General features: G+C 69.4%; 14 protein-coding genes. 8 read left to right on the top strand and 6 right to left on the bottom strand.

What is annotated here, in order from left to right; translation table 11 throughout:
• Positions 1 to 135 precede the first annotated feature (135 nt).
• Positions 136 to 1,059 carry a hypothetical protein gene (locus AC07OX_RS00385; protein ID WP_492736198.1) on the top strand — a complete coding sequence of 308 codons (924 nt, stop codon included), beginning with the start codon at positions 136 to 138 and terminating at the stop codon, positions 1,057 to 1,059.
• Between the two features lie 18 nt (positions 1,060 to 1,077).
• On the opposite strand, the gene AC07OX_RS00390 is transcribed toward AC07OX_RS00385, so the two are convergent.
• The 3 genes from AC07OX_RS00390 to AC07OX_RS00400 are packed head-to-tail and all read right to left on the bottom strand — an operon-like array spanning position 1,078 to position 3,796.
• Complete coding sequence (locus AC07OX_RS00390) at positions 1,078 to 1,962, bottom strand: YbgC/FadM family acyl-CoA thioesterase (protein WP_095745275.1); 885 nt, start codon at positions 1,960 to 1,962, stop codon at positions 1,078 to 1,080.
• A complete protein-coding gene (locus tag AC07OX_RS00395) occupies positions 1,959 to 2,873 on the bottom strand; it encodes an alpha/beta hydrolase (RefSeq protein ID WP_495263024.1) in 915 nt (304 codons plus the stop codon). Before AC07OX_RS00395 ends, AC07OX_RS00390 begins: the two co-directional genes overlap by 4 nt.
• 50 nt (positions 2,874 to 2,923) lie before the next feature.
• On the bottom strand, positions 2,924 to 3,796 hold the full coding sequence (locus tag AC07OX_RS00400; protein WP_495262960.1) for a 2-keto-4-pentenoate hydratase: 873 nt from the start codon (positions 3,794 to 3,796) through the stop codon (positions 2,924 to 2,926).
• Between the two features lie 63 nt (positions 3,797 to 3,859).
• On the opposite strand from AC07OX_RS00400, the gene gbd reads away from it, so the two are divergent.
• The 7 genes from gbd (at position 3,860) to AC07OX_RS00435 (ending at position 12,844) form a co-directional block, all read left to right on the top strand.
• Complete coding sequence (gene gbd / locus AC07OX_RS00405; protein ID WP_095947634.1) at positions 3,860 to 4,996, top strand: 4-hydroxybutyrate dehydrogenase; 1,137 nt, start codon at positions 3,860 to 3,862, stop codon at positions 4,994 to 4,996.
• Positions 4,997 to 5,171: 175 nt separating this feature from the next.
• Positions 5,172 to 7,514, top strand: coding sequence for a type VI secretion system Vgr family protein (locus AC07OX_RS00410; protein WP_495262959.1), 2,343 nt, complete (start codon positions 5,172 to 5,174; stop codon positions 7,512 to 7,514).
• 16 nt (positions 7,515 to 7,530) lie between these two features.
• Positions 7,531 to 7,968: a hypothetical protein gene (locus tag AC07OX_RS00415; protein ID WP_495262958.1), complete on the top strand. Its 438-nt coding sequence runs from the start codon at positions 7,531 to 7,533 to the stop codon at positions 7,966 to 7,968.
• 6 nt (positions 7,969 to 7,974) lie between these two features.
• Positions 7,975 to 10,632, top strand: coding sequence for a DUF2169 family type VI secretion system accessory protein (locus tag AC07OX_RS00420; protein ID WP_495262957.1), 2,658 nt, complete (start codon positions 7,975 to 7,977; stop codon positions 10,630 to 10,632).
• Complete coding sequence (locus tag AC07OX_RS00425; protein ID WP_495262956.1) at positions 10,629 to 11,753, top strand: pentapeptide repeat-containing protein; 1,125 nt, start codon at positions 10,629 to 10,631, stop codon at positions 11,751 to 11,753. The genes AC07OX_RS00420 and AC07OX_RS00425 overlap by 4 nt, the downstream gene beginning before the upstream one ends.
• Positions 11,750 to 12,436, top strand: a complete 687-nt coding sequence (locus tag AC07OX_RS00430; protein ID WP_495262955.1) for a DUF3540 domain-containing protein — start codon at positions 11,750 to 11,752, stop codon at positions 12,434 to 12,436. The genes AC07OX_RS00425 and AC07OX_RS00430 overlap by 4 nt, the downstream gene beginning before the upstream one ends.
• Before the next feature lie 21 nt (positions 12,437 to 12,457).
• On the top strand, positions 12,458 to 12,844 hold the full coding sequence (locus tag AC07OX_RS00435) for a DUF4150 domain-containing protein (protein WP_056580973.1): 387 nt from the start codon (positions 12,458 to 12,460) through the stop codon (positions 12,842 to 12,844).
• A gap of 15 nt (positions 12,845 to 12,859) precedes the next feature.
• Here AC07OX_RS00435 and AC07OX_RS00440 read toward each other — a convergent pair whose 3' ends face one another.
• The 3 genes from AC07OX_RS00440 to AC07OX_RS00450 form a co-directional block, all read right to left on the bottom strand.
• Positions 12,860 to 13,846, bottom strand: coding sequence for a tripartite tricarboxylate transporter substrate binding protein (locus AC07OX_RS00440; RefSeq protein WP_495263023.1), 987 nt, complete (start codon positions 13,844 to 13,846; stop codon positions 12,860 to 12,862).
• A 95-nt stretch (positions 13,847 to 13,941) separates the two neighbouring features.
• Complete coding sequence (locus AC07OX_RS00445; RefSeq protein ID WP_495262954.1) at positions 13,942 to 15,018, bottom strand: phospholipase; 1,077 nt, start codon at positions 15,016 to 15,018, stop codon at positions 13,942 to 13,944.
• A gap of 40 nt (positions 15,019 to 15,058) precedes the next feature.
• The gene (locus AC07OX_RS00450) at positions 15,059 to 17,434 is read right to left on the bottom strand and encodes a Tex family protein (protein WP_070060629.1); all 2,376 of its coding nucleotides are present in this window, start codon (positions 17,432 to 17,434) and stop codon (positions 15,059 to 15,061) included.
• Positions 17,435 to 17,458 lie beyond the last annotated feature (24 nt).

Here is a 17,458-nt window from a genome sequence, read left to right on the forward strand (position 1 = left end):
TCCCTGCCTTCTTTCCGGGGGCGCTTGGCGCTGTCTCACCGACAGCGCCATTTTTTTGCGCGACGCTTAACCCCGTTCGCGAGGCCCCGCCGTAGAAGCCTGCATCGATCCACTCCTGGCAAGGAAGCCACCATGATGCAGCGCAGACTTCTCCTCACCACCGTCCTGGCCCTGACCGCGCTGTCGGCGGGGGCGGAAAGCCCGATGCGGCCCTACCCCTCCGGTGCCAGCCGCATCGGCGGCCTGATGAACATCAGCATCGTCGACCGCACGAGCGGCGCCGAGCTGCCGATCTACCGCCACCGCGGCGAGTACTGGGTGGCCGGCCGCCCCGGCGCGCGCTATGCGATCCGGGCGCGCAACGCGATGGGCGAACGCATCATGGCCGTGATGTCGGTGGACGGCGTCAACGTCGTCACCGGCGAAACCGCCGGCGTCGGCCAGAACGGCTACGTGTTCGGCCCGCGCGAGCGCAGCGACATCGCGGGCTGGCGCAAGAGCGATTCGCAGATCGCGGCCTTCGAATTCGCCGCCGCCGGCAACTCCTATGCGAGCCGCACCGGCCGCCCCGACGACGTGGGCGTGATCGGCGTCGCGATGTTCCGCGAACGCCGGCCGGAACCGCCGCCGCCGGTCGTGACGCCCTATCCGTCGCGCGACGAGTACAGCAACAGCAGCCGCGAACGGCGCAGCGAGGCGCCGCCGGCACCGTCGTCGATGGGCGATGCGCGGACCAAGGCGGCTCCGCCCGCCGGCAGCGCCGGCAATGCCGACATGGCCGCCGAGTCGTCCGCCAGCGCCATGGCCCGCCAGTCGGCGCCCAGCCCGAGCCTGGGCACGGCCCACGGACGGCGCGAGACCTCCTACGTCGGCAAGACGACCTTCGAGCGCGCCAGCTCGCAGCCCGACGAGGTGATCCGCATCCGCTACGACAGCCGCGAGAACCTGGTCGCCGCGGGCGTCATTCCGGTGCCGCAGCGCTGGCCGCGCCCGTCGGGCCCCTCGCCGTTCCCGGGTTCGGACCCCGGCTACGTGCCGGACCCGCCGGCCCGCTACTGACCGCAGGCGCTGCTGAGCTCAGCGCAGCGCGCGCCGCATCTCGATGTGCGCAATGCCGGCTTCCTCGAAAGGCTGGCCGTGCACCGCGTAGCCGAGTCGCGCATAGAAGCGCTCGGCGCTGCGCTGTGCATTGAGCGCCACCTCGCGGTCGCCGCGCGCGCGGGCCGCGTCTTCCAGCGCCTGCACCACGGCCGCGCCGTGGCCGCCGCTGCGCAAGGTGCGGTGCACCGCCATGCGGCCGATGTGCGAGACGCCGTCCTCGGCGGGCAGCAGCCGGCCGGTGCCGATGACCTGGCCGAGCCGGTTGCGCGCCACCGCATGCAGCACGACGGCGTCGTGCGCGTCCCACTCCAGTTCCTTGGGAATGTTCTGTTCCTCGATGAACACGGCGCGGCGCAGCGCGCTCGCGCCTTCGCCGAGCGTGGCCCAGTCGCCGGTCTCGACGGTGCGCATCGGCTCGCCGGCCTCGAAGGCCGTCAGCGTCTCGCGCAGGGCCGCGGGCACGGGCTTCGAGGTCTGCGTGGCCGGGTCGGCGAACACGTAGACCAGCTCGCAGCCCACCAGGAACTCGTCCTGGCGGAACAGGCCGCCCTGGAAAATGATCGACGAGTTGCCGATGCGCGCGCACTTCATGCCCACGTCGATCACGTCGTCCATGCGGGCCGAGGCGCGGAAGTCGATGGTCGCCTTGCGCACGTACAGGTCGCCGCCCAGCGAGTGCATCGCCTCTTCGTACGGAAGTGCCATCGCGCGCCAGTAGTCGGCGATGGCGGTGTCGAAGTACATCAGGTAGTGCGCGTTGAAGACGATCTTCTGCATGTCCACCTCGGCCCAGCGCACGCGCAGGCGGTGGAAGTAGTGGAAGTCCTCGCGGCGGACCGGGGTGTTGTTGTTCTCGCTCATGGGTTCAATGCCTCTTTCAGTGCGCGGGCCGCGTCGTTCTGCGCCTGCAGCGCTTCGGGAATCGCCCGGCCCATCTTGATGAATTCGTGGATCACGCCACGGTAGATTTCCAGGTCGACCGCCACGCCCGCGGCGCGCAGCTTGTCGGCGTAGGCAATGCCTTCGTCCACCACCGGGTCGGCCTCGGCCAGCCCGATCCAGGCCGGCGCCACATCGTCGACGTCGTCGGCCAGCAAGGGCGCGAAACGCCAGTCGTCGCGGTCGGCGGGCGTGTTCACGTACTGGGCGAAGAAGAAGTCGATCATGGCCTTGGTCAGCAGCGGGCCGTCGACATGGCGTCGGTGCGACTCGGTGTCCTGGTGCGCGGCCATGCCGGGGTAGATGAGCAGCTGCAGCGCCACCGGCAGGCCGGCATCGCGCGCCAGGATCGCGCACACGGCCGCCAGCGTGCCACCCGCGCTGTCGCCGCCCACCGCCAGGCGCGTGCCGTCGAGACCGAGGCTGGCACCTTGCGTGGCGATGAACTGGAAGGCGTCCCAGGCGTCGTTCGACGCGGTCGGGAACTTGTGCGCGGGCGCGAGCCGGTAGTCGACCGACACCACCGCGCAGCCGCTCTTGAGGCTGAGCACGCGGCACAGCGTGTCGTGCGTGCGGATGTTGCCGACCGTGAAGCCGCCGCCGTGAAAGTACACGAGCACCGGCAGCAACTCGGCCGACGGCGCGTACAGCCGCGCGGGAATCGGGTGGCCGTCGCGCGCGGCGATGTGGAAGTCTTCGATGCGCGCCAGCTCGGGCTTGGGCACCTCGAGCACGCCCGCGCCTTTTTCATACGAGGCCTTGGCTTCGTCGGGCGTGAGGCGGTCCAGCGGCGGATGGCCCGCGCGCGCCATGCGCTCGACCACGCCGGCCATCTTCGGGGTGAGTGCGGGTTGCGCGAGGCGGTTCGCTGTCGTGGTCGTGCTCACTTGAAAGACACCACCACCGGTTGCATGCGCGACAGCCCTTCGTAGCTCACCACCACCGTCTGCCCGGCCTTGGGCGGCAGCAGCGGCGAGAACGAGCCCAGGCTGATCAGGTCGCCGGGCTTCAGCGTGATGCCTTCCTTGGCCAGCGCGCCGGCCAGCCACACCACCGCATTGAGCGGGTGTTCGAGGATGTCCGATCCCTTGCCGGTCGCCAGTTCCTTGCCCTGCCCGTCCTTCATGACCACGCGCATGTCGCGCAGGCTCTCGAGCATCCAGGACTGGCCGTCGGCCGTGGCCGGCACATCGACCGGCAGCCCGCGCACGCCGAGCCGTGCGCCGACGTTGATGGCCGCCACGCCCGGGCCGTTGAGCTTGGACGGCGTTTGCACCGCGAGGTCGGGCAGCTCGATGAAGGGAATGAGCTGGTCGATGTTGGCCAGCACCTCGGCCGGCGTCTTCGCCTTGTGGATGTCGGCGCTCTTCACGCGCACCAGCATGTCGGCCTCGAACAGCGGCCGTGCGCCGAAGGCCGCATCGACCACCGCGCCGCTGTCCAGCAGCATGCGCTGGTAGAGCACGCCCCACACGGGCTGGTCGTAGTTGAAGCGCTTCTGCACCGCGGGGTTGGTCAGGCCCGCCTTGTAGCCGACCACGTTACCGAGGTTGCGCGCATGCAGCACGTTGAGCTTGGCGCGTGTGCAGGCGGCGTCGGCCTCGCTGAGGTTCTCGATGTCGGCGGCGGGCGTGCGCGCTGCCTGCGCGGCGGCGAAGTCGGCCACCTGGGTGTCACTGAGGCAGGCGGCCTGGGCCGAGGCGGCCAGCAGCGCTGAGCCCAGTGCGACAGACGCAAGGGTTTTGTTGGTGGGCAAGAATGTCCCCTCTTGTTAGATTCGAACGGTCAGCAATCGTACTGCCCTCGGGCGTTCCCCCTCATGGCCCTCATCCAATACCTCACCCAGATCCAGTTCGAATTCGGCGCCATCAAGCTCCTGTCGAGCGAGTGCGCGCGCATCGGCATCAACCGCCCCCTGATCGTCACCGACGCCGGCGTGCGCGCGGCCGGCGTGCTGCAGAAGGCGCTCGACGCCATCGCCGATCTCGAGGTCTCGGTGTTCGACCAGACGCCCTCCAACCCGACCGAGGCCGCGGTGCGCGCCGCCGTCGAGCTCTACCGCAGCGGCCGCTGCGACGGCCTCATCGCCGTGGGCGGCGGCTCGGCCATCGACTGCGCCAAGGGCGTGGCCATCGCGGCCACGCACGACGGCCCGCTCAAGACCTACGCCACCATCGAAGGCGGCTCGCCCAAGATCACCGAGCGCGCGGTGCCGCTCATTGCCGTGCCCACCACCAGCGGCACCGGCAGCGAGGTGGCGCGCGGCGCCATCGTCATCGTCGACGACCACCGCAAGCTGGGCTTTCACAGCTGGTTCCTCATGCCCAAGGCCGCCATCTGCGACCCCGAACTCACGCTCGGCCTGCCGCCCCGGCTCACGGCCGCCACCGGCATGGACGCCATTGCGCACTGCATGGAAACCTTCATGTCGGCCGCCTTCAACCCGCCGGCCGACGGCATCGGCCTCGACGGCCTGGAGCGTGCCTGGGGCCACATCGAACGCGCCACCAAGGACGGCAGCGACCGCGAGGCGCGCCTGAACCTCATGAGCGCGTCGATGCAGGGCGCCATGGCCTTCCAGAAGGGCCTGGGCTGCGTGCACTCGCTGAGCCACAGCCTGGGCGGCGTCGATCCGCGCCTGCACCACGGCACGCTCAACGCCCTCTTCCTGCCGGCGGTGATCCACTTCAATTCGGGCGCCGAGTCGGTGCAGAAGGAACAGCGCCTGCAGCGCATGGCGCAGGCCATGCACCTGGACTCGGCCGGCGACCTCGGCCACGCGATCCGCGACATGAACGCGCGCCTGGGCCTGCCCAAGGGCCTGGCCGAAGTGGGCGTGACGCCCGCGATGTTCGAACAGATCATCGATGGCGCCATGGCCGACCATTGCCACAAGACCAACCCGCGGCTGGCCACGCGCGACGACTACAAGGCGATGCTCGAAGCGTCGATGTAAAACCTTTGCGTCACTCCTGCTGCGCAGGCGTGCATTCGCTTTCACAAAAGGCCGTTTCGACGGCCTTTTGCCTGTGGCGCGTCATGGATGTGACACGCGGCGTTTTCATACTGGCCTGGCCCCATCTGCAGAGGCTTCGCATCCGTGAAAGCCCGAGGGGTCAGGGAAGTGTCGAATGCCGCGTACCGTCCAAGTCCATACCGTCCTGAGCGCCGAGCAGCTCAAGTTCCGCGCGATGCGGGGACACGAAGGACTCTCGCAACTCTTCGAGTTCGAGGTCGACATGGTCAGCACCAGCTTCAACCTCGACCTGAAGCGCCTGCTCGGCACCTCGCTCACGCTGGCCATTGCCGACGACGGCGCAACGCGCCACCTCAACGGCACCGTGGTGCGCTTCGAGCTCGTCGGGCGCGCCAACGAGACCGGCCGCCACTACATCTACCGCGCGCTCGTGCAGCCGTGGCTGTGGTACCTCACGCGCACCACCGACTGCCGCATCTTCCAGAACCAGAGCGTGCCGGAGGTGCTCGACGCGGTGCTGGGCAAGTACGGCTTCCAGTTCGAGAAGCGCCTCACGGGCAGCTACCGCCCGTGGGAATACTGCGTGCAGTACCAGGAGAGCGACTTCGCCTTCGTGAGCCGCCTCATGGAGCACGAAGGCATTGCGTACCACTTCGAGCACAGCAATGGCTCGCACCTGCTGGTGCTGGCCGACGATGCAGGCGGCTACGCCAAGCTGCTGGGCCACGCCCGCATTCCCTACCGCCCGCGCGACCGCGTGGTGAATGCGCTGGAGCCCTGCATCGACCGCTGGCGCGTGGCCGAGCAGATCACCTCGGGCCGCGTGATGCTCGACGACTTCGACTTCAGGAAGTCGCGCGCCTCGCTGCAGAGCGTGCAACAGGACCCCAAGGGCCACGACCACGCGACCTACGAAGTCTATGAATGGCTCGGCGGCTACAGCGAGCACCAGCAAGGCGACGCCTACGCGAAGATCCGCCTGCAGGAGCTGCAGTGCGCGCACGAGCTGGCCTCGGGCCACACCAACGTGGTCGGCATGGCGCCGGGCCATCTGTTCGAGATGACGCACTGCCCGCGCGAGGCCGACAACCGCGAGTACCTTGTCACCGGGACGCGCTACGACCTGCGCGAGCCCGAGTACTCGACCGGCGGCAGCAGCGAATCGGTGTGCGAGTTCGACTTCACCGTGCTGCCCTCGGCCGTGCCCTTCCGACCCGCGCGCACCACGCCGCGCCCGCGCACCAACGGCCCGCAGACCGCCACCGTGGTCGGCCCCGAGGAGATCTGGACCGACCGCTTCGGCCGCGTGAAGCTGCAGTTCCGCTGGGACCGCTACGGCCAGTCGGACGAGAACAGCTCGTGCTGGGTGCGCGTGTCGAGCAACTGGGCCGGCGCCAACTACGGCACCATGCACATGCCGCGCGTGGGCCAGGAAGTGATCGTCGATTTCATCGGCGGCCAGCCCGACCGCCCCATCATCACCGGCCGCGTCTACAACAGCGACCAGATGCCGCCGTGGGAGCTGCCCGCCAACGCCACAGCCAGCGGCATCCTCACGCGCTCCAGCACCGGCGGCGCGGCGAACCAGGCCAACATGTTGCGCTTCGAGGACCGCACGGGTGCCGAGCAGATCCTGCTGCACGCCGAGCGCAACCTCGACGTCGAAGTGGAAGCCGACGAGACCCACACCACCGACGGCACCCGCACCACCCTCATCAAGGGCCACGAGTCGGCCACCTACCAGGACGGCGAGACGCGCGACATCACCGCGGGCGCGACGGAAACCATCACCGGCGGTGACACGCGCGACGTGACCGGCGGCTTCAGCGAAACCGTGAGCGGCGGCGTGACGCAGCGCATCACGGGCGGCAAGACGCGCACGCTCAGCGGCGGGCTGAACGACACCATCTCCGGCGGCGTGACGCTCGCCATCAGCGGCGGCTTCCACGGCACCATCGACGGGCAGGAAATCCGCTTCGTGAGCGCGGGCCGCAACGACATCATCAACACGTCGAACACCGTGCATGTGAACGGGCCGTCCAACACCACGGTGACCGGCCCCACGGTCCACACCTCGCCGGACGTGACCTTCAACACCACGAACCACATCCACAACACGACGCAGCACGTGATCAACACGAACGTCTACAACACGACGTCCAACACCTACAAGAACATCACGAACGACTACACGAACAACTCGAAGACCTACATCAACAACTACGCCAAGAGCAACGACTGGCGCTGGTACCGCGCGGGCGGCGTGGGGGCGCGTTTTTCGGCGGTCGGTCTGGCGCTCGACCTGTGGGGGCTGCACCAGCAGAACTACATCCTCAACTCGCAGTTCTCGGGCATCCGGCTCGACGTGGCGGTGTTCCGCTCGCAGAACTCGGCGACCGAGATCGAGGGGAAGATGCTCAAGGTCGCGAACATCGGCATGAAGATCGCCAGCGGCGGCCTGGCCTTCGCCGCCAAGGCGATGACCGTCAAGGTCTGAGCCGATCGACCGACCGATGGCCGTCTGGGAACAGGTCCTCTGGAGCGTCTTCGCCGTGATGATGGGCGGGGCGTTGCTGGCCGGCGTCGCGGTGGTCGTCACGGCCACGCGCGAACAGCGAAAGTACACGCAGGAGCGGCGCATCGGCGAGCGCCTGGGCCTTGCCGGCGTGGCCACGCATGGCGTGGTGGCGCAGGTGCGGCGCTCCGAGCACCAGCTCACCAGCCCGGGCAGCCATGGCCAGTGCATGGTCGCGCTCGAATTCACGCTGCAGATGCCGCCGTCGTCCCCGGTGCCGAGCGTGGTGCTGCGCACGCTGGTCGACGAACTGCTGCTGCCCCGCCTCGCGGTGCCGGGCGCGACCCTGCATCTGGTCCAGGACCCGGCGCACCCCGATGTGGTGGCGGTCGACCGACAGCGCACGCCGCTCGAAGTGACACCCGCACGGAGCTGACCCCCATTGAAAACCGTCAAGCCGCTGCGGCTGAGCGTCATCACACGCCCCTTCCTGCAGGGCCGTCAGCAACGCCTGGGCGTCACGCTGATGGGCATGGTGTCGATGGACGCCGCACCCGTGCTGCTGCCCGAGCCGGAGTTCTGGAAGATCGCCGCCGAAGAGCTCGGTCCCACGGGCGCCATCGACCTGGGCATTCCCAAACCCCACGCCGAGTTCCTGGCCACCGGCCACGCGTACACGCACCATCAGGACGACAAGACCGCCTGTGCCGTCGCGATGCGCGTGGGCGAGCTTTCGCGCCAGCTGCTGGTGTTCGGCGACCGCTTCTGGCTCGACGGCCGCGCCACCGCGCCGCAGCCCTTCGAATCGATGCGGCTCGACGCCACGCGCGCCTACGGCGGCCCCGGCTTTGCCGAGAACCCGCAGGGCATCGGCCACGCACTCGAGACGGTCAACGGCCTGCAGGTGCAGCGCTTGCCGAACATCGAAGACCCGCAGCAGCGCATCGCCCGGCCTGACCGCGAGACCGAGCCCGCCGGCTTCGGCGCGATCGACCTGACCCGGCCCAGCCGCATGCGCCTGATCGGCCGGCAGTACGACGGCCACTGGCGCGAGCACCTGTTCCCCGGTTTTTCGGAGGACATGGACTGGCGCTTCTTCAACGCCGCGCCGCCGCAGCAACGCTGGCCCGCGCGCGACCACATTCCCGGCGACACGCCCTACGAAATCTGGCACATGCACCCCACGCAGCCGGTGCAGCGCGGGCGCCTGCCCGACTGGCGTGCGCGTGCCTTCATCGCGCGGCGCAACGGCCCCAGCCACGAACCCGAGCAGTTCGACGAAGTGCCCATGCGCCTCACCACGGCGTGGTTCTTTCCGCACCGCGGGCAGGTGGCGCTGATCCACCATGGCGAGATCGACATCGTGGAAGACGACGCCGACGACGTGACGCATGTGATGCCCGCCATCGAAGCCGCAGGCGATGCGCCGCGCCCGCTGGCGCACTACTTCGCCCTCCTCCAGCGCCGCTGCGATCCCGAGACGGGCGCGCTGCATGCGGCCCGCGACGACGAGCTGCTGCCCGCGCAGGCCATCGGCCCGTGGCTCGATACGCTGGACGACGGCGAGGAGTCCGCGTTGGTGCGCAACCTGCGCGAGCGCGGCGACCGGTTGCGCGGGGACATGATGGAGAAGGCGCGCGAGGCCGGCCACGATCCGCGCCTGCTGCGCGAACGGCCGCTGCCCGAGCCTTTTCGCAAGGCGCCGACGCTCGCCGAGCTGCCCGAGTTCGTCGAGCGCACGCGGCGCTTCACGCAGGACCAGCGCCAGGCGCTCGAAGACGGCCGGCGCGAGCTCGAGCGCGCGGGTCAGCGCAATGCGGCCGAGTCACGCCAGGTCGGTTTCGACTCTGCAGAGCTGGTCTCGAACATCGACCGCACCACGACCAAGGGCCCGCCCGCCTTCGATGCGCAGACCGTGCTGCAGGGCATGTTCGGCATCGCCGCCGCCACGGGCACGTCCGCGCTGCCGCCCGCGCAGCAGCAGGCCTTCGCGGAGGTGGTCGAGAAAGGCCAGCGTGGCTTGATCGACATGTACCGGATGGGCGCGCAGCACCAGTCGCCCGCCGACGTGCTCGAAGGCGAACGCGCCGCCGAGGCGCGCCGGCGCGTGCAGGAGACGATGGCCACCACGCGCGACCTCTCGGAGATGGACCTCACGGGCGCCGACCTGTCGGGCATGGACCTGCGCGGCGCGCGCCTGCACCGCACGCTGCTCGAACACGCGAACCTCGAAGGCGCCCGGCTCGATGGCGCGGATGCCACCGAGGCCGTGCTCGTGCGTGCGCACCTCACGCGGGCCTCGCTCGCGGGCTGCGTGCTGCACCGCGCGAACCTCAGCCTGGCCCGTTGCGTCCGCACCGTGTTCACCGGCGCGCAGCTGCACCACACCACGCTCGAGCAGACGCACTTCGACCATTGCGATTTCTCGCAGGCCTCGCTGGAGCACCTGACGGTGCTCGGCCTGCAGGTCGACCACTGCCGCTTCGATGCAGCGCATCTTTCCTACGTGACCTTCCTCGAACAGACCCGCCTGCAGGACTGCAGCTTTCGCAGCGCCGTGCTCCACAAGGTCGGGCTGATCTCGTGCATCGCCGAGCGGCTCGACTTCAGCGCCGCCAAGCTCGAAGCCTGCGCCTGGGCCCACACGCCGGGCGATACCGGCATCGTCTTTCGCGGCGCCACCCTGCACACCACCTGCTTCGTCGGCACCAGCAGCCTGCGCACCATGGACTTCGAAGACGCGACGCTGGTGCAATGCGGCCTGCGCGAGATGCCGCTGGACGGCGCGCGCTTCGTGCGTGCCACGCTCGACACCTGCGACCTGTCGGCCTGCAGCCTCACGGGCGCCGACCTCAGTGGCTGCGATGCGCCCGAAAGCCTCTTCATCCGCGCCGACTTCACACAGGCCTCGCTGCGCGGCGCCAACCTCATGCATGCCAGCCTCCAGAAGGCCCGCCTGGTCCGCACCGACCTGCGCGAGGCCAACCTGTTCCGCGCCGACGTCTCGCAGACCCTGATCGACGGCGTGACCGACACGCACGGCGCGCACCTCGAACAGGCCAAGACCCTCCCGCGCCGCGCCGCGGACCCGGCCCGATGACGCCGGCCGAGCTGGCAGCGAAGATCCGCGGCGGCGACCACCTCCAGGACCAGGACTTCCAGGGCATGGACTTCGACGGCATGGACCTGCGCGGCGGCAGCTTCGGCGCCTGCGATTTCCGCCGGGCGAACCTGCGCGGCGCGCGGCTGGGCGAATCGGTGTTCGACAGCTGCCGCTTCGACGACGCGGTGCTCGACACCGCCGACCTGCAGCACGCCGCCTTCAACCGCTGCGCCCTGCCCCGTGCGCAGTTGCGGTCTGCAGCGATGGCCCACGCCGTCTTCTCCGAGGCCGACCTGAGCGGCGCCGACATGGCCGAGGCGCAGGCGGGCCAGGCCACCTTCCACCAGAGCACGCTCGACGGCGCGGGCTTCGAGCGCGCGGACCTCACGAAGGCGGTGTTCGGCGAATGCCGCCTCGACGGCACGCGCTTCGACGACACGGCGCTGAACACCACCGTCTTCTACCGCGCGGCGCTGCGCGGCACGCACTTCAAGGGCGCGAGCTTCCACAACGTGATCTTCGGCGAGGCCGACCTCGCGGGGCAGGACTTCTCGGCGCAGTCGTTTCATCTGTGCCAGTTCATCGATGCCGACCTGACGGGCTGCAACTTCGCCGGCGCGCGCTTGAGCCAATGCAACTTCAAGGGCGCGAAGCTCGAAGGCGCGGTGCTGTCGGGCGTGCAGGCGCCGCAGTGCCTGTTCCCCGAAGCCGACCTGCGCCGGGTGGACGCGCGCGGCGGGCATTTCGACCAGAGCCTGTGGGTCGGCGCACGGCTCGACGACGCCGACCTGTCGGACGCGCGGCTCGAACAGTGCGTGTTCCACCGCGCGAGCTGCCGCCGCACAGCGTTCGCCCGCAGCCACCTCGTGTACGCGGATTTCTCCTACGCCGACCTCGCCGATGCCGACCTGCGCGGCGCCACCTTCCACCGCACCCAGATGCACCGGGCGATCGAGACCGGCGTGCGCTGGAGCGATCGCCTCGGCGTGCTCGACAGCGACCCAGCGCTGTTCGAGGCCGAGCGCTTTTCCGCGGCCCGTGCGAGCCGCCCGCAACGCGCCGGCCGCGACACCTTCGGCCGGCCGCTGCCGCCCGACTCACAGGACACCCCGCCATGAACCACCGAGCCCTTCGCGAAGCCGTTTCGCCGCCGTCGAATACGCCCGAGACCGAGATGCACGCACTGCTGCGCAAGCCGCTGCCTGCGCAAGCCGCACCGACCTGGACCGGCAGCGCGCTCGGCACTGTCGTGCAATCGCTGCCCGACGGCCGCTTCGTCGTCGAACCGCAGCCGGGCGGTGCGCCCTGGCACTGCCCGCGCGCCGCGAGCTGCCTGCTGCAACCCGCCGTGGGCGACGTCGTGCTCGTGGCCGGGCCGCAGCGCGAGCAGCTGTTCCTGATCGCCGTCGTCACGCAGGCAGACCCCAGCCAGTCGCAGCTCGTGGCCGAGGGCGACCTCACGATCCGCTCGCGGCGCGGCGGCATCGCGCTGCAGGCGTCCACGTTCGCGCTTCGGGCCGACAAGGCCACGGTGGACATCACCGACATGGCCTACCGCGGCGCCGAAGTGCGCGTGACCACGCTGGTCGCCCGCTTCGTGGGCCGCACGCTCGAGACCGTGCTCGACCGCCTGAGCCTGCTCACGCGCTCGAGCTTTCGCCTCACCGAAGAGGTCGAGCAGGTGCGCGCGGGCCAGATCGACATGCAGGCCTCGCAAAGCCTGCGCCTGCAGGCTAGGAACACCTTCGTCACCAGCCAGGCGCTGGTGAAGGTCGACGCCGAACAGATCCACATGGGTTGATACCGACAAGGAGCCTGAACCATGTTCGCCAACGCACAGATGATGGGAATGGACCTCGCGTTTCCCGATGTCTGCAAGACACCGCCCGCGCTGCCCGTGCCCTACCCCAACATCGCGCTCGGGCCCACGGCCCTGCCCAACGCCTGGAACATCCTGTACGGCGGCACGCCCGTGCACAACATGGCGACCACCACGCCGATCACCAACGGCGACAACGCCGGCGTGCTGATGGGCGTGGTGTCGCAGACGGTCATGGGGCCGTCGCGCCACATCACCGGCGCCTTCACGGTGCTGCTCAAGGGCACGCCCTGCACGCGCATGACCAGCCTGGCGGTGCAGAACCGATGCAACATCGTGGGCATGCGCATCGTGCCCAGCCAGTTCAAGGTGCTGGTGCTGGCACCCTGAAGCGGCGTGGGACGCTCAGTCCAGCTTGACGCCCGCCGTGCGGATCACCTTGCCCCACTTGGTGGCCTCGGACGCAATGAACGCGTCGAACTCTTCGGGCGTGCTGCCCGCCGGGAAGGTGCCCATGGCGTCGAGCTTGGCGCGCGTCTCGTCGCTCTTGATGATGCGCGCCACCTCCTCCGACATGCGCTTGACGATCTCGCGCGGCGTGCCCGCCGGCGCCAGCATGCCGGCCCAGGTGCTGCCGGTGAAGCCCGCGAAGCCTTGCTCGATGAAGGTAGGCACGTCGGGCACGGCCGGCAGGCGCTTGTCGCCGGCCACGCCGATCAGCCGCACCTTGCCGGCCTTGCCCTGGTTGATGAGACCCGTGGGCGCATCGAAGAACAGCTGGATCTGCCCGCCCATCAGGTCGGTCAGCGCAGGCACCGCGCCGCGGTACGGGATGTGGATCATGTAGGTCTGCGTGAGCGACTTCCACAGCTCGCTCGTGAGGTGCGCGGCCGAGCCGTTGCCCGAGGAGCCGAAACTCACCTTGCCGGGATGCTTGCGTGCGTAGTCGATGAGCTCGCGCGCGGTCTTGAACGGCGCGTCGTTGTTGACCGCTGCGAGCAATGGCGACACCCCCATCAGCGACACGCCCACGAGGTCCTTGCGCGGGTCGTAGGGCAGCTTGGGGTACAGCGTGGTGTTGGCCGTGTAGGCCGCGATGACGACGCCGAAGGTGCTGCCGTCGGGCGCGGCCTTGGCCACGGCATCGACGCCGATCAGGCTGTTGGCGCCGGGCTTGTTGTCGATCACCACGGGTTGGCCCAGGCGCGTCTGCAGGCCCGCCTGCACCAGACGCGCCATCTGGTCGGTGAAGCCGCCCGGCGTGTAGGGCACGACGATGCGGATCGGCTTGCTCGGCCAGGCGCTTTGCGCGAAAGACGGTGCGGCCAGGCTGGCAGCGGCGGCCGCGGTGGCGAGGGAAAAACGGCGGCGGGAGAGCGTGGCGTGCGGCATGGTCGGGAACCCTTCGAATGGCATGGATCGGACCATTCTCGAAGCGCCCTCATGCGCCGGCGCTCAGGGTTTGTCCCCGACGGGACAAGCTGGGTTCAGAGCGGCAGGATGTCGCGCGAGCGCCCGTCGTCGCCGAGCCAGGCCTCGAACTCATCCGACAGGCGCGTCGCCTCGCGCGTGGCTTGACCCCAGGCCGCGATGCGGGCCTGCGCGTCGTTCGCGAAGCGGATGAAGTCCTTGCGGTCGGGCAGCTTGCCGTGCGGCAGCGTCTTCACCCATTCGGGATTCGGCGCCAGCACCACCATGCGGTCGAGAAAGCGCGTCGACTTGTGGCGCCAGCGCAGCCCCTTGTCGAGCCAGCCCGGCACCACCGCCTGCTGGAAGTGCGGGTACAGCACGATGCCTTCGTCGGCGGGCTGGTAGTCCAGGTGCAGGTGGTAGTCGGTGATGCCGCCGTCCCAGTAGGCGCCGCGCGGCGCGCCCGGAATGTCGTGCACCGCCGCCAGCAGGAACGGAATGGAACACGAGGCCTGCAGCACCCGGTTGAAGTTGGCCTCGCTCAGCGCGTGCTGGCGCGTGCGGAAGTCTTTGGTGCCGAAGGGCAAGGCCGCGCCGGGCGTGGAAAACACGCAGCGCTCCAGCCAGGCGCCCAGGCTCTTGCGATGCAGGCTGTTGCTCGCAAAGGCGCCCAGGTAGCCGACCGGCGTGCGCGCCCTGCCCTCGCGCCCCAGGATGTGGCGCCCGCGCGAGGTCACCACATGCAGCCGGTAGCGCGCATGGCCCAGCACCTCACCGATGCGTCCGCCATAGAAGGTGTCGAGGCTTTCCGCGAAGCGTTCGCTGAGCTGGTGCGGGCTGAGCCGCTTCTGGCCCGGTGGCACCTCGAACTGCTGGCGCACGTAGTCGTGCTCGAAGCGCCCGAAGGCCGCCTCCGGATCCGCCAGGCAGGCCGTCGCCAGCCGCCACGCGCCGATCGACGCACCCACCAGGTCCACCGGCTGGCTCGACTGCGTGAGCCAGCGCCCGAAAATGAAGCGATCGAGCGGCCCGAGGATCAGCCCCTTGGGCCCGCCCGCTGCGCCGGGGATGGTGCGCACGTCCTGCGGACGCAGGCCATGCTGCTCGATGTGCTGGCGGGCCGCGGGGCCGGCGTAGATGCGCAGGGCTTTCATGCCGACGGTGATTGCAAGAAACGTGCGGTCCGCGGGCTGCTTACTTGCGCAACCCCTGCAGCTTGGCAAACGCACTCGCCATCTGCCCCGCCGGCTGCGGCGAGTTGTCGCGGCGGCCTTGTTGCTGCTGGCCGCGCCCTGCCCCTTCGAAGCGGTTGTCGCGCGGGCCGTCGCGGCGTGCGGGCGCGGCGTCGAGCTTCATTGACAGGCCGATGCGCTTGCGGGCCACGTCGACTTCCATCACCTTGACCTTGACGATGTCGCCGGTCTTGACGACTTCGCGGGCGTCGTTGACGAACTTGTGGCTCAGCTGGCTCACGTGGACCAGGCCGTCCTGGTGCACGCCCAGGTCGACAAAGGCGCCGAACTGGGCCACGTTGCTCACGGTGCCCTCGAGGATCATGCCCTCGGTGAGGTCGGAGATGTCGTCCACGCCGTCGTTGAAGCGTGCCACCTTGAAGTCGGGGCGCGGGTCGCGGCCGGGCTTCTCGAGTTCGCCCAGGATGTCCTTGACCGTGATGACGCCGAACTTCTCGTTGGCGAACAGCTCGGGCTTGAGCGTCTTGAGCATGTCGGCGCGGCCCATCAGCTCGGCGATCGGCTTGCCGGTCTTGACGATGATCTGCTCGACCAGCGGATACGTTTCCGGGTGCACGCCGGTGATGTCCAGCGGGTCGGCGCCGTCGCGGATGCGCAGGAAGCCGGCGCTCTGCTCGAAGGCCTTGGGGCCGAAGCCGGTCACGTCGAGCAGCTGCTTGCGGGTGGAGAACGCACCGTTGGCCTCGCGCCAGCGCACCACGGCCTTGGCCACGCTGGCCGACAGGCCGGACACGCGGCTGAGCAGCGGCACGCTGGCGGTGTTCAGGTCGACGCCCACCGAGTTCACGCAGTCCTCGACCACGGCCTGCAGGGTGCGCGCGAGTTCGCTCTGGTTCACGTCGTGCTGGTACTGACCCACCCCGATGCTCTTGGGGTCGATCTTCACGAGCTCGGCCAGCGGGTCCTGCAGGCGGCGCGCGATGGACGCGGCGCCGCGCAGGCTCACGTCGACATCGGGCATTTCCTGCGAGGCGAATTCGCTGGCGGAATACACGGAGGCGCCGGCTTCGCTGACGACGACCTTGTCGACCGTCATTTCGGGCGCACCGGCCTGCGCGGCCATCTTGGCCAGCAGCTTGATGAGGTCGCCGGCCAGCTTGTCGGTCTCGCGGCTGGCGGTGCCGTTGCCGATGGCGATGAGGTTCACGCCATGCTTGGCGCACAGCTTGCCCAGGGTGTGCAGCGAACCTTCCCAGTCCTTGCGCGGCTCGTGCGGGAACACGGTGGCGGTCTCGACCAGCTTGCCGGTCGAATCGACCACGGCCACCTTCACGCCCGTGCGGATGCCGGGGTCCAGGCCCATCACGACGCGCCGGCCGGCGGGCGCGGCCAGCAGCAGGTCGCGCAGGTTGTCGGCGAACACCTTGATGGCGACCTTCTCGGCGTCTTCGCGCAGGCGGGTGAACAGATCGCGCTCGGTCGACAGCGCCAGCTTCACGCGCCAGGTCCAGGCCACGCACTTGCGCAGCAGGTCGTCGGCCGGGCGAGCGGCGTGGCTCCAGCCCAGGTGCAGCGCGATCTTGCCTTCGGCGATGCTGGGCTTGCCCGGCTCGGGCTCGACGGGCAGCACGAGCTTGGCGTCGAGCACCTCGAGCGCGCGGCCGCGGAACACGGCCAGGGCGCGGTGCGAAGGCACGCGGCCGATGGGTTCGTCGTAGTCGAAGTAGTCGCGGAACTTGGCGATGTCGGCGTTGTTCTCGTCCTTGCCGGCCATCAGGGTGGACTTGAGCAGGCCTTCGTTCCAGAGCCATTCGCGCAGGCGCTGCACCAGCACGGCGTCTTCGGCCCAGCGCTCGGACAGGATGTCGCGCACGCCGTCGAGCACGAGGGGAACGGTGGAGAAATCGGGGCCCGGCTTGCCGTCGTCCAGCGTGGTGGCGGGCTGCAGGAAGGCCTTGGCTTCCACGGCCGGGTCGAGCGTGGGGTCGGCCAGCAGCTTGTCGGCCAGCGGCTCGATGCCGAATTCGCGGGCGATCTGGCCCTTGGTGCGGCGCTTCTGCTTGAACGGCAGGTACAGGTCTTCGAGCTCCTGCTTGGTGGGCGCGAATTCGATCGCGGCGCGCAGCTCGGGGGTCAGCTTGCCCTGCTCGTCGATGGCCTTGAGCACCGCCACGCGGCGGTCTTCGAGTTCGCGCAGGTAAGACAGCCGGGCTTCCAGTTCGCGCAGCTGGATGTCGTCGAGGCCGCCCGTGACTTCCTTGCGATAGCGGGCAATGAACGGAACCGTGGCGCCTTCGTCGAGCAGTTCGACGGCGGCCTTCACCTGGTGCTCGCCGACCTTGATTTCAACGGCGAGCTGGCGAATGATTTTCTGCATGTCTTGAGCGCGTCCCTGGCAAAG

It is taken from the genome of Variovorax sp. GW821-FHT09D07 (assembly GCF_059416345.1).

Coding starts and splice junctions, on each gene's coding strand:
- AC07OX_RS00395 (WP_495263024.1), bottom strand. CDS start 2,873: ATGGCCGGCGTGGTCGAGCGCATGGCGCGCGCGGGCCATCCGCCGCTG.
- gbd (WP_095947634.1), top strand. CDS start 3,860: ATGGCCCTCATCCAATACCTCACCCAGATCCAGTTCGAATTCGGCGCC.
- AC07OX_RS00390 (WP_095745275.1), bottom strand. CDS start 1,962: ATGAGCGAGAACAACAACACCCCGGTCCGCCGCGAGGACTTCCACTAC.
- AC07OX_RS00385 (WP_492736198.1), top strand. CDS start 136: ATGCAGCGCAGACTTCTCCTCACCACCGTCCTGGCCCTGACCGCGCTG.
- AC07OX_RS00430 (WP_495262955.1), top strand. CDS start 11,750: ATGAACCACCGAGCCCTTCGCGAAGCCGTTTCGCCGCCGTCGAATACG.
- AC07OX_RS00415 (WP_495262958.1), top strand. CDS start 7,531: ATGGCCGTCTGGGAACAGGTCCTCTGGAGCGTCTTCGCCGTGATGATG.
- AC07OX_RS00440 (WP_495263023.1), bottom strand. CDS start 13,846: ATGCCGCACGCCACGCTCTCCCGCCGCCGTTTTTCCCTCGCCACCGCG.
- AC07OX_RS00445 (WP_495262954.1), bottom strand. CDS start 15,018: ATGAAAGCCCTGCGCATCTACGCCGGCCCCGCGGCCCGCCAGCACATC.
- AC07OX_RS00410 (WP_495262959.1), top strand. CDS start 5,172: ATGCCGCGTACCGTCCAAGTCCATACCGTCCTGAGCGCCGAGCAGCTC.
- AC07OX_RS00425 (WP_495262956.1), top strand. CDS start 10,629: ATGACGCCGGCCGAGCTGGCAGCGAAGATCCGCGGCGGCGACCACCTC.
- AC07OX_RS00450 (WP_070060629.1), bottom strand. CDS start 17,434: ATGCAGAAAATCATTCGCCAGCTCGCCGTTGAAATCAAGGTCGGCGAG.
- AC07OX_RS00435 (WP_056580973.1), top strand. CDS start 12,458: ATGTTCGCCAACGCACAGATGATGGGAATGGACCTCGCGTTTCCCGAT.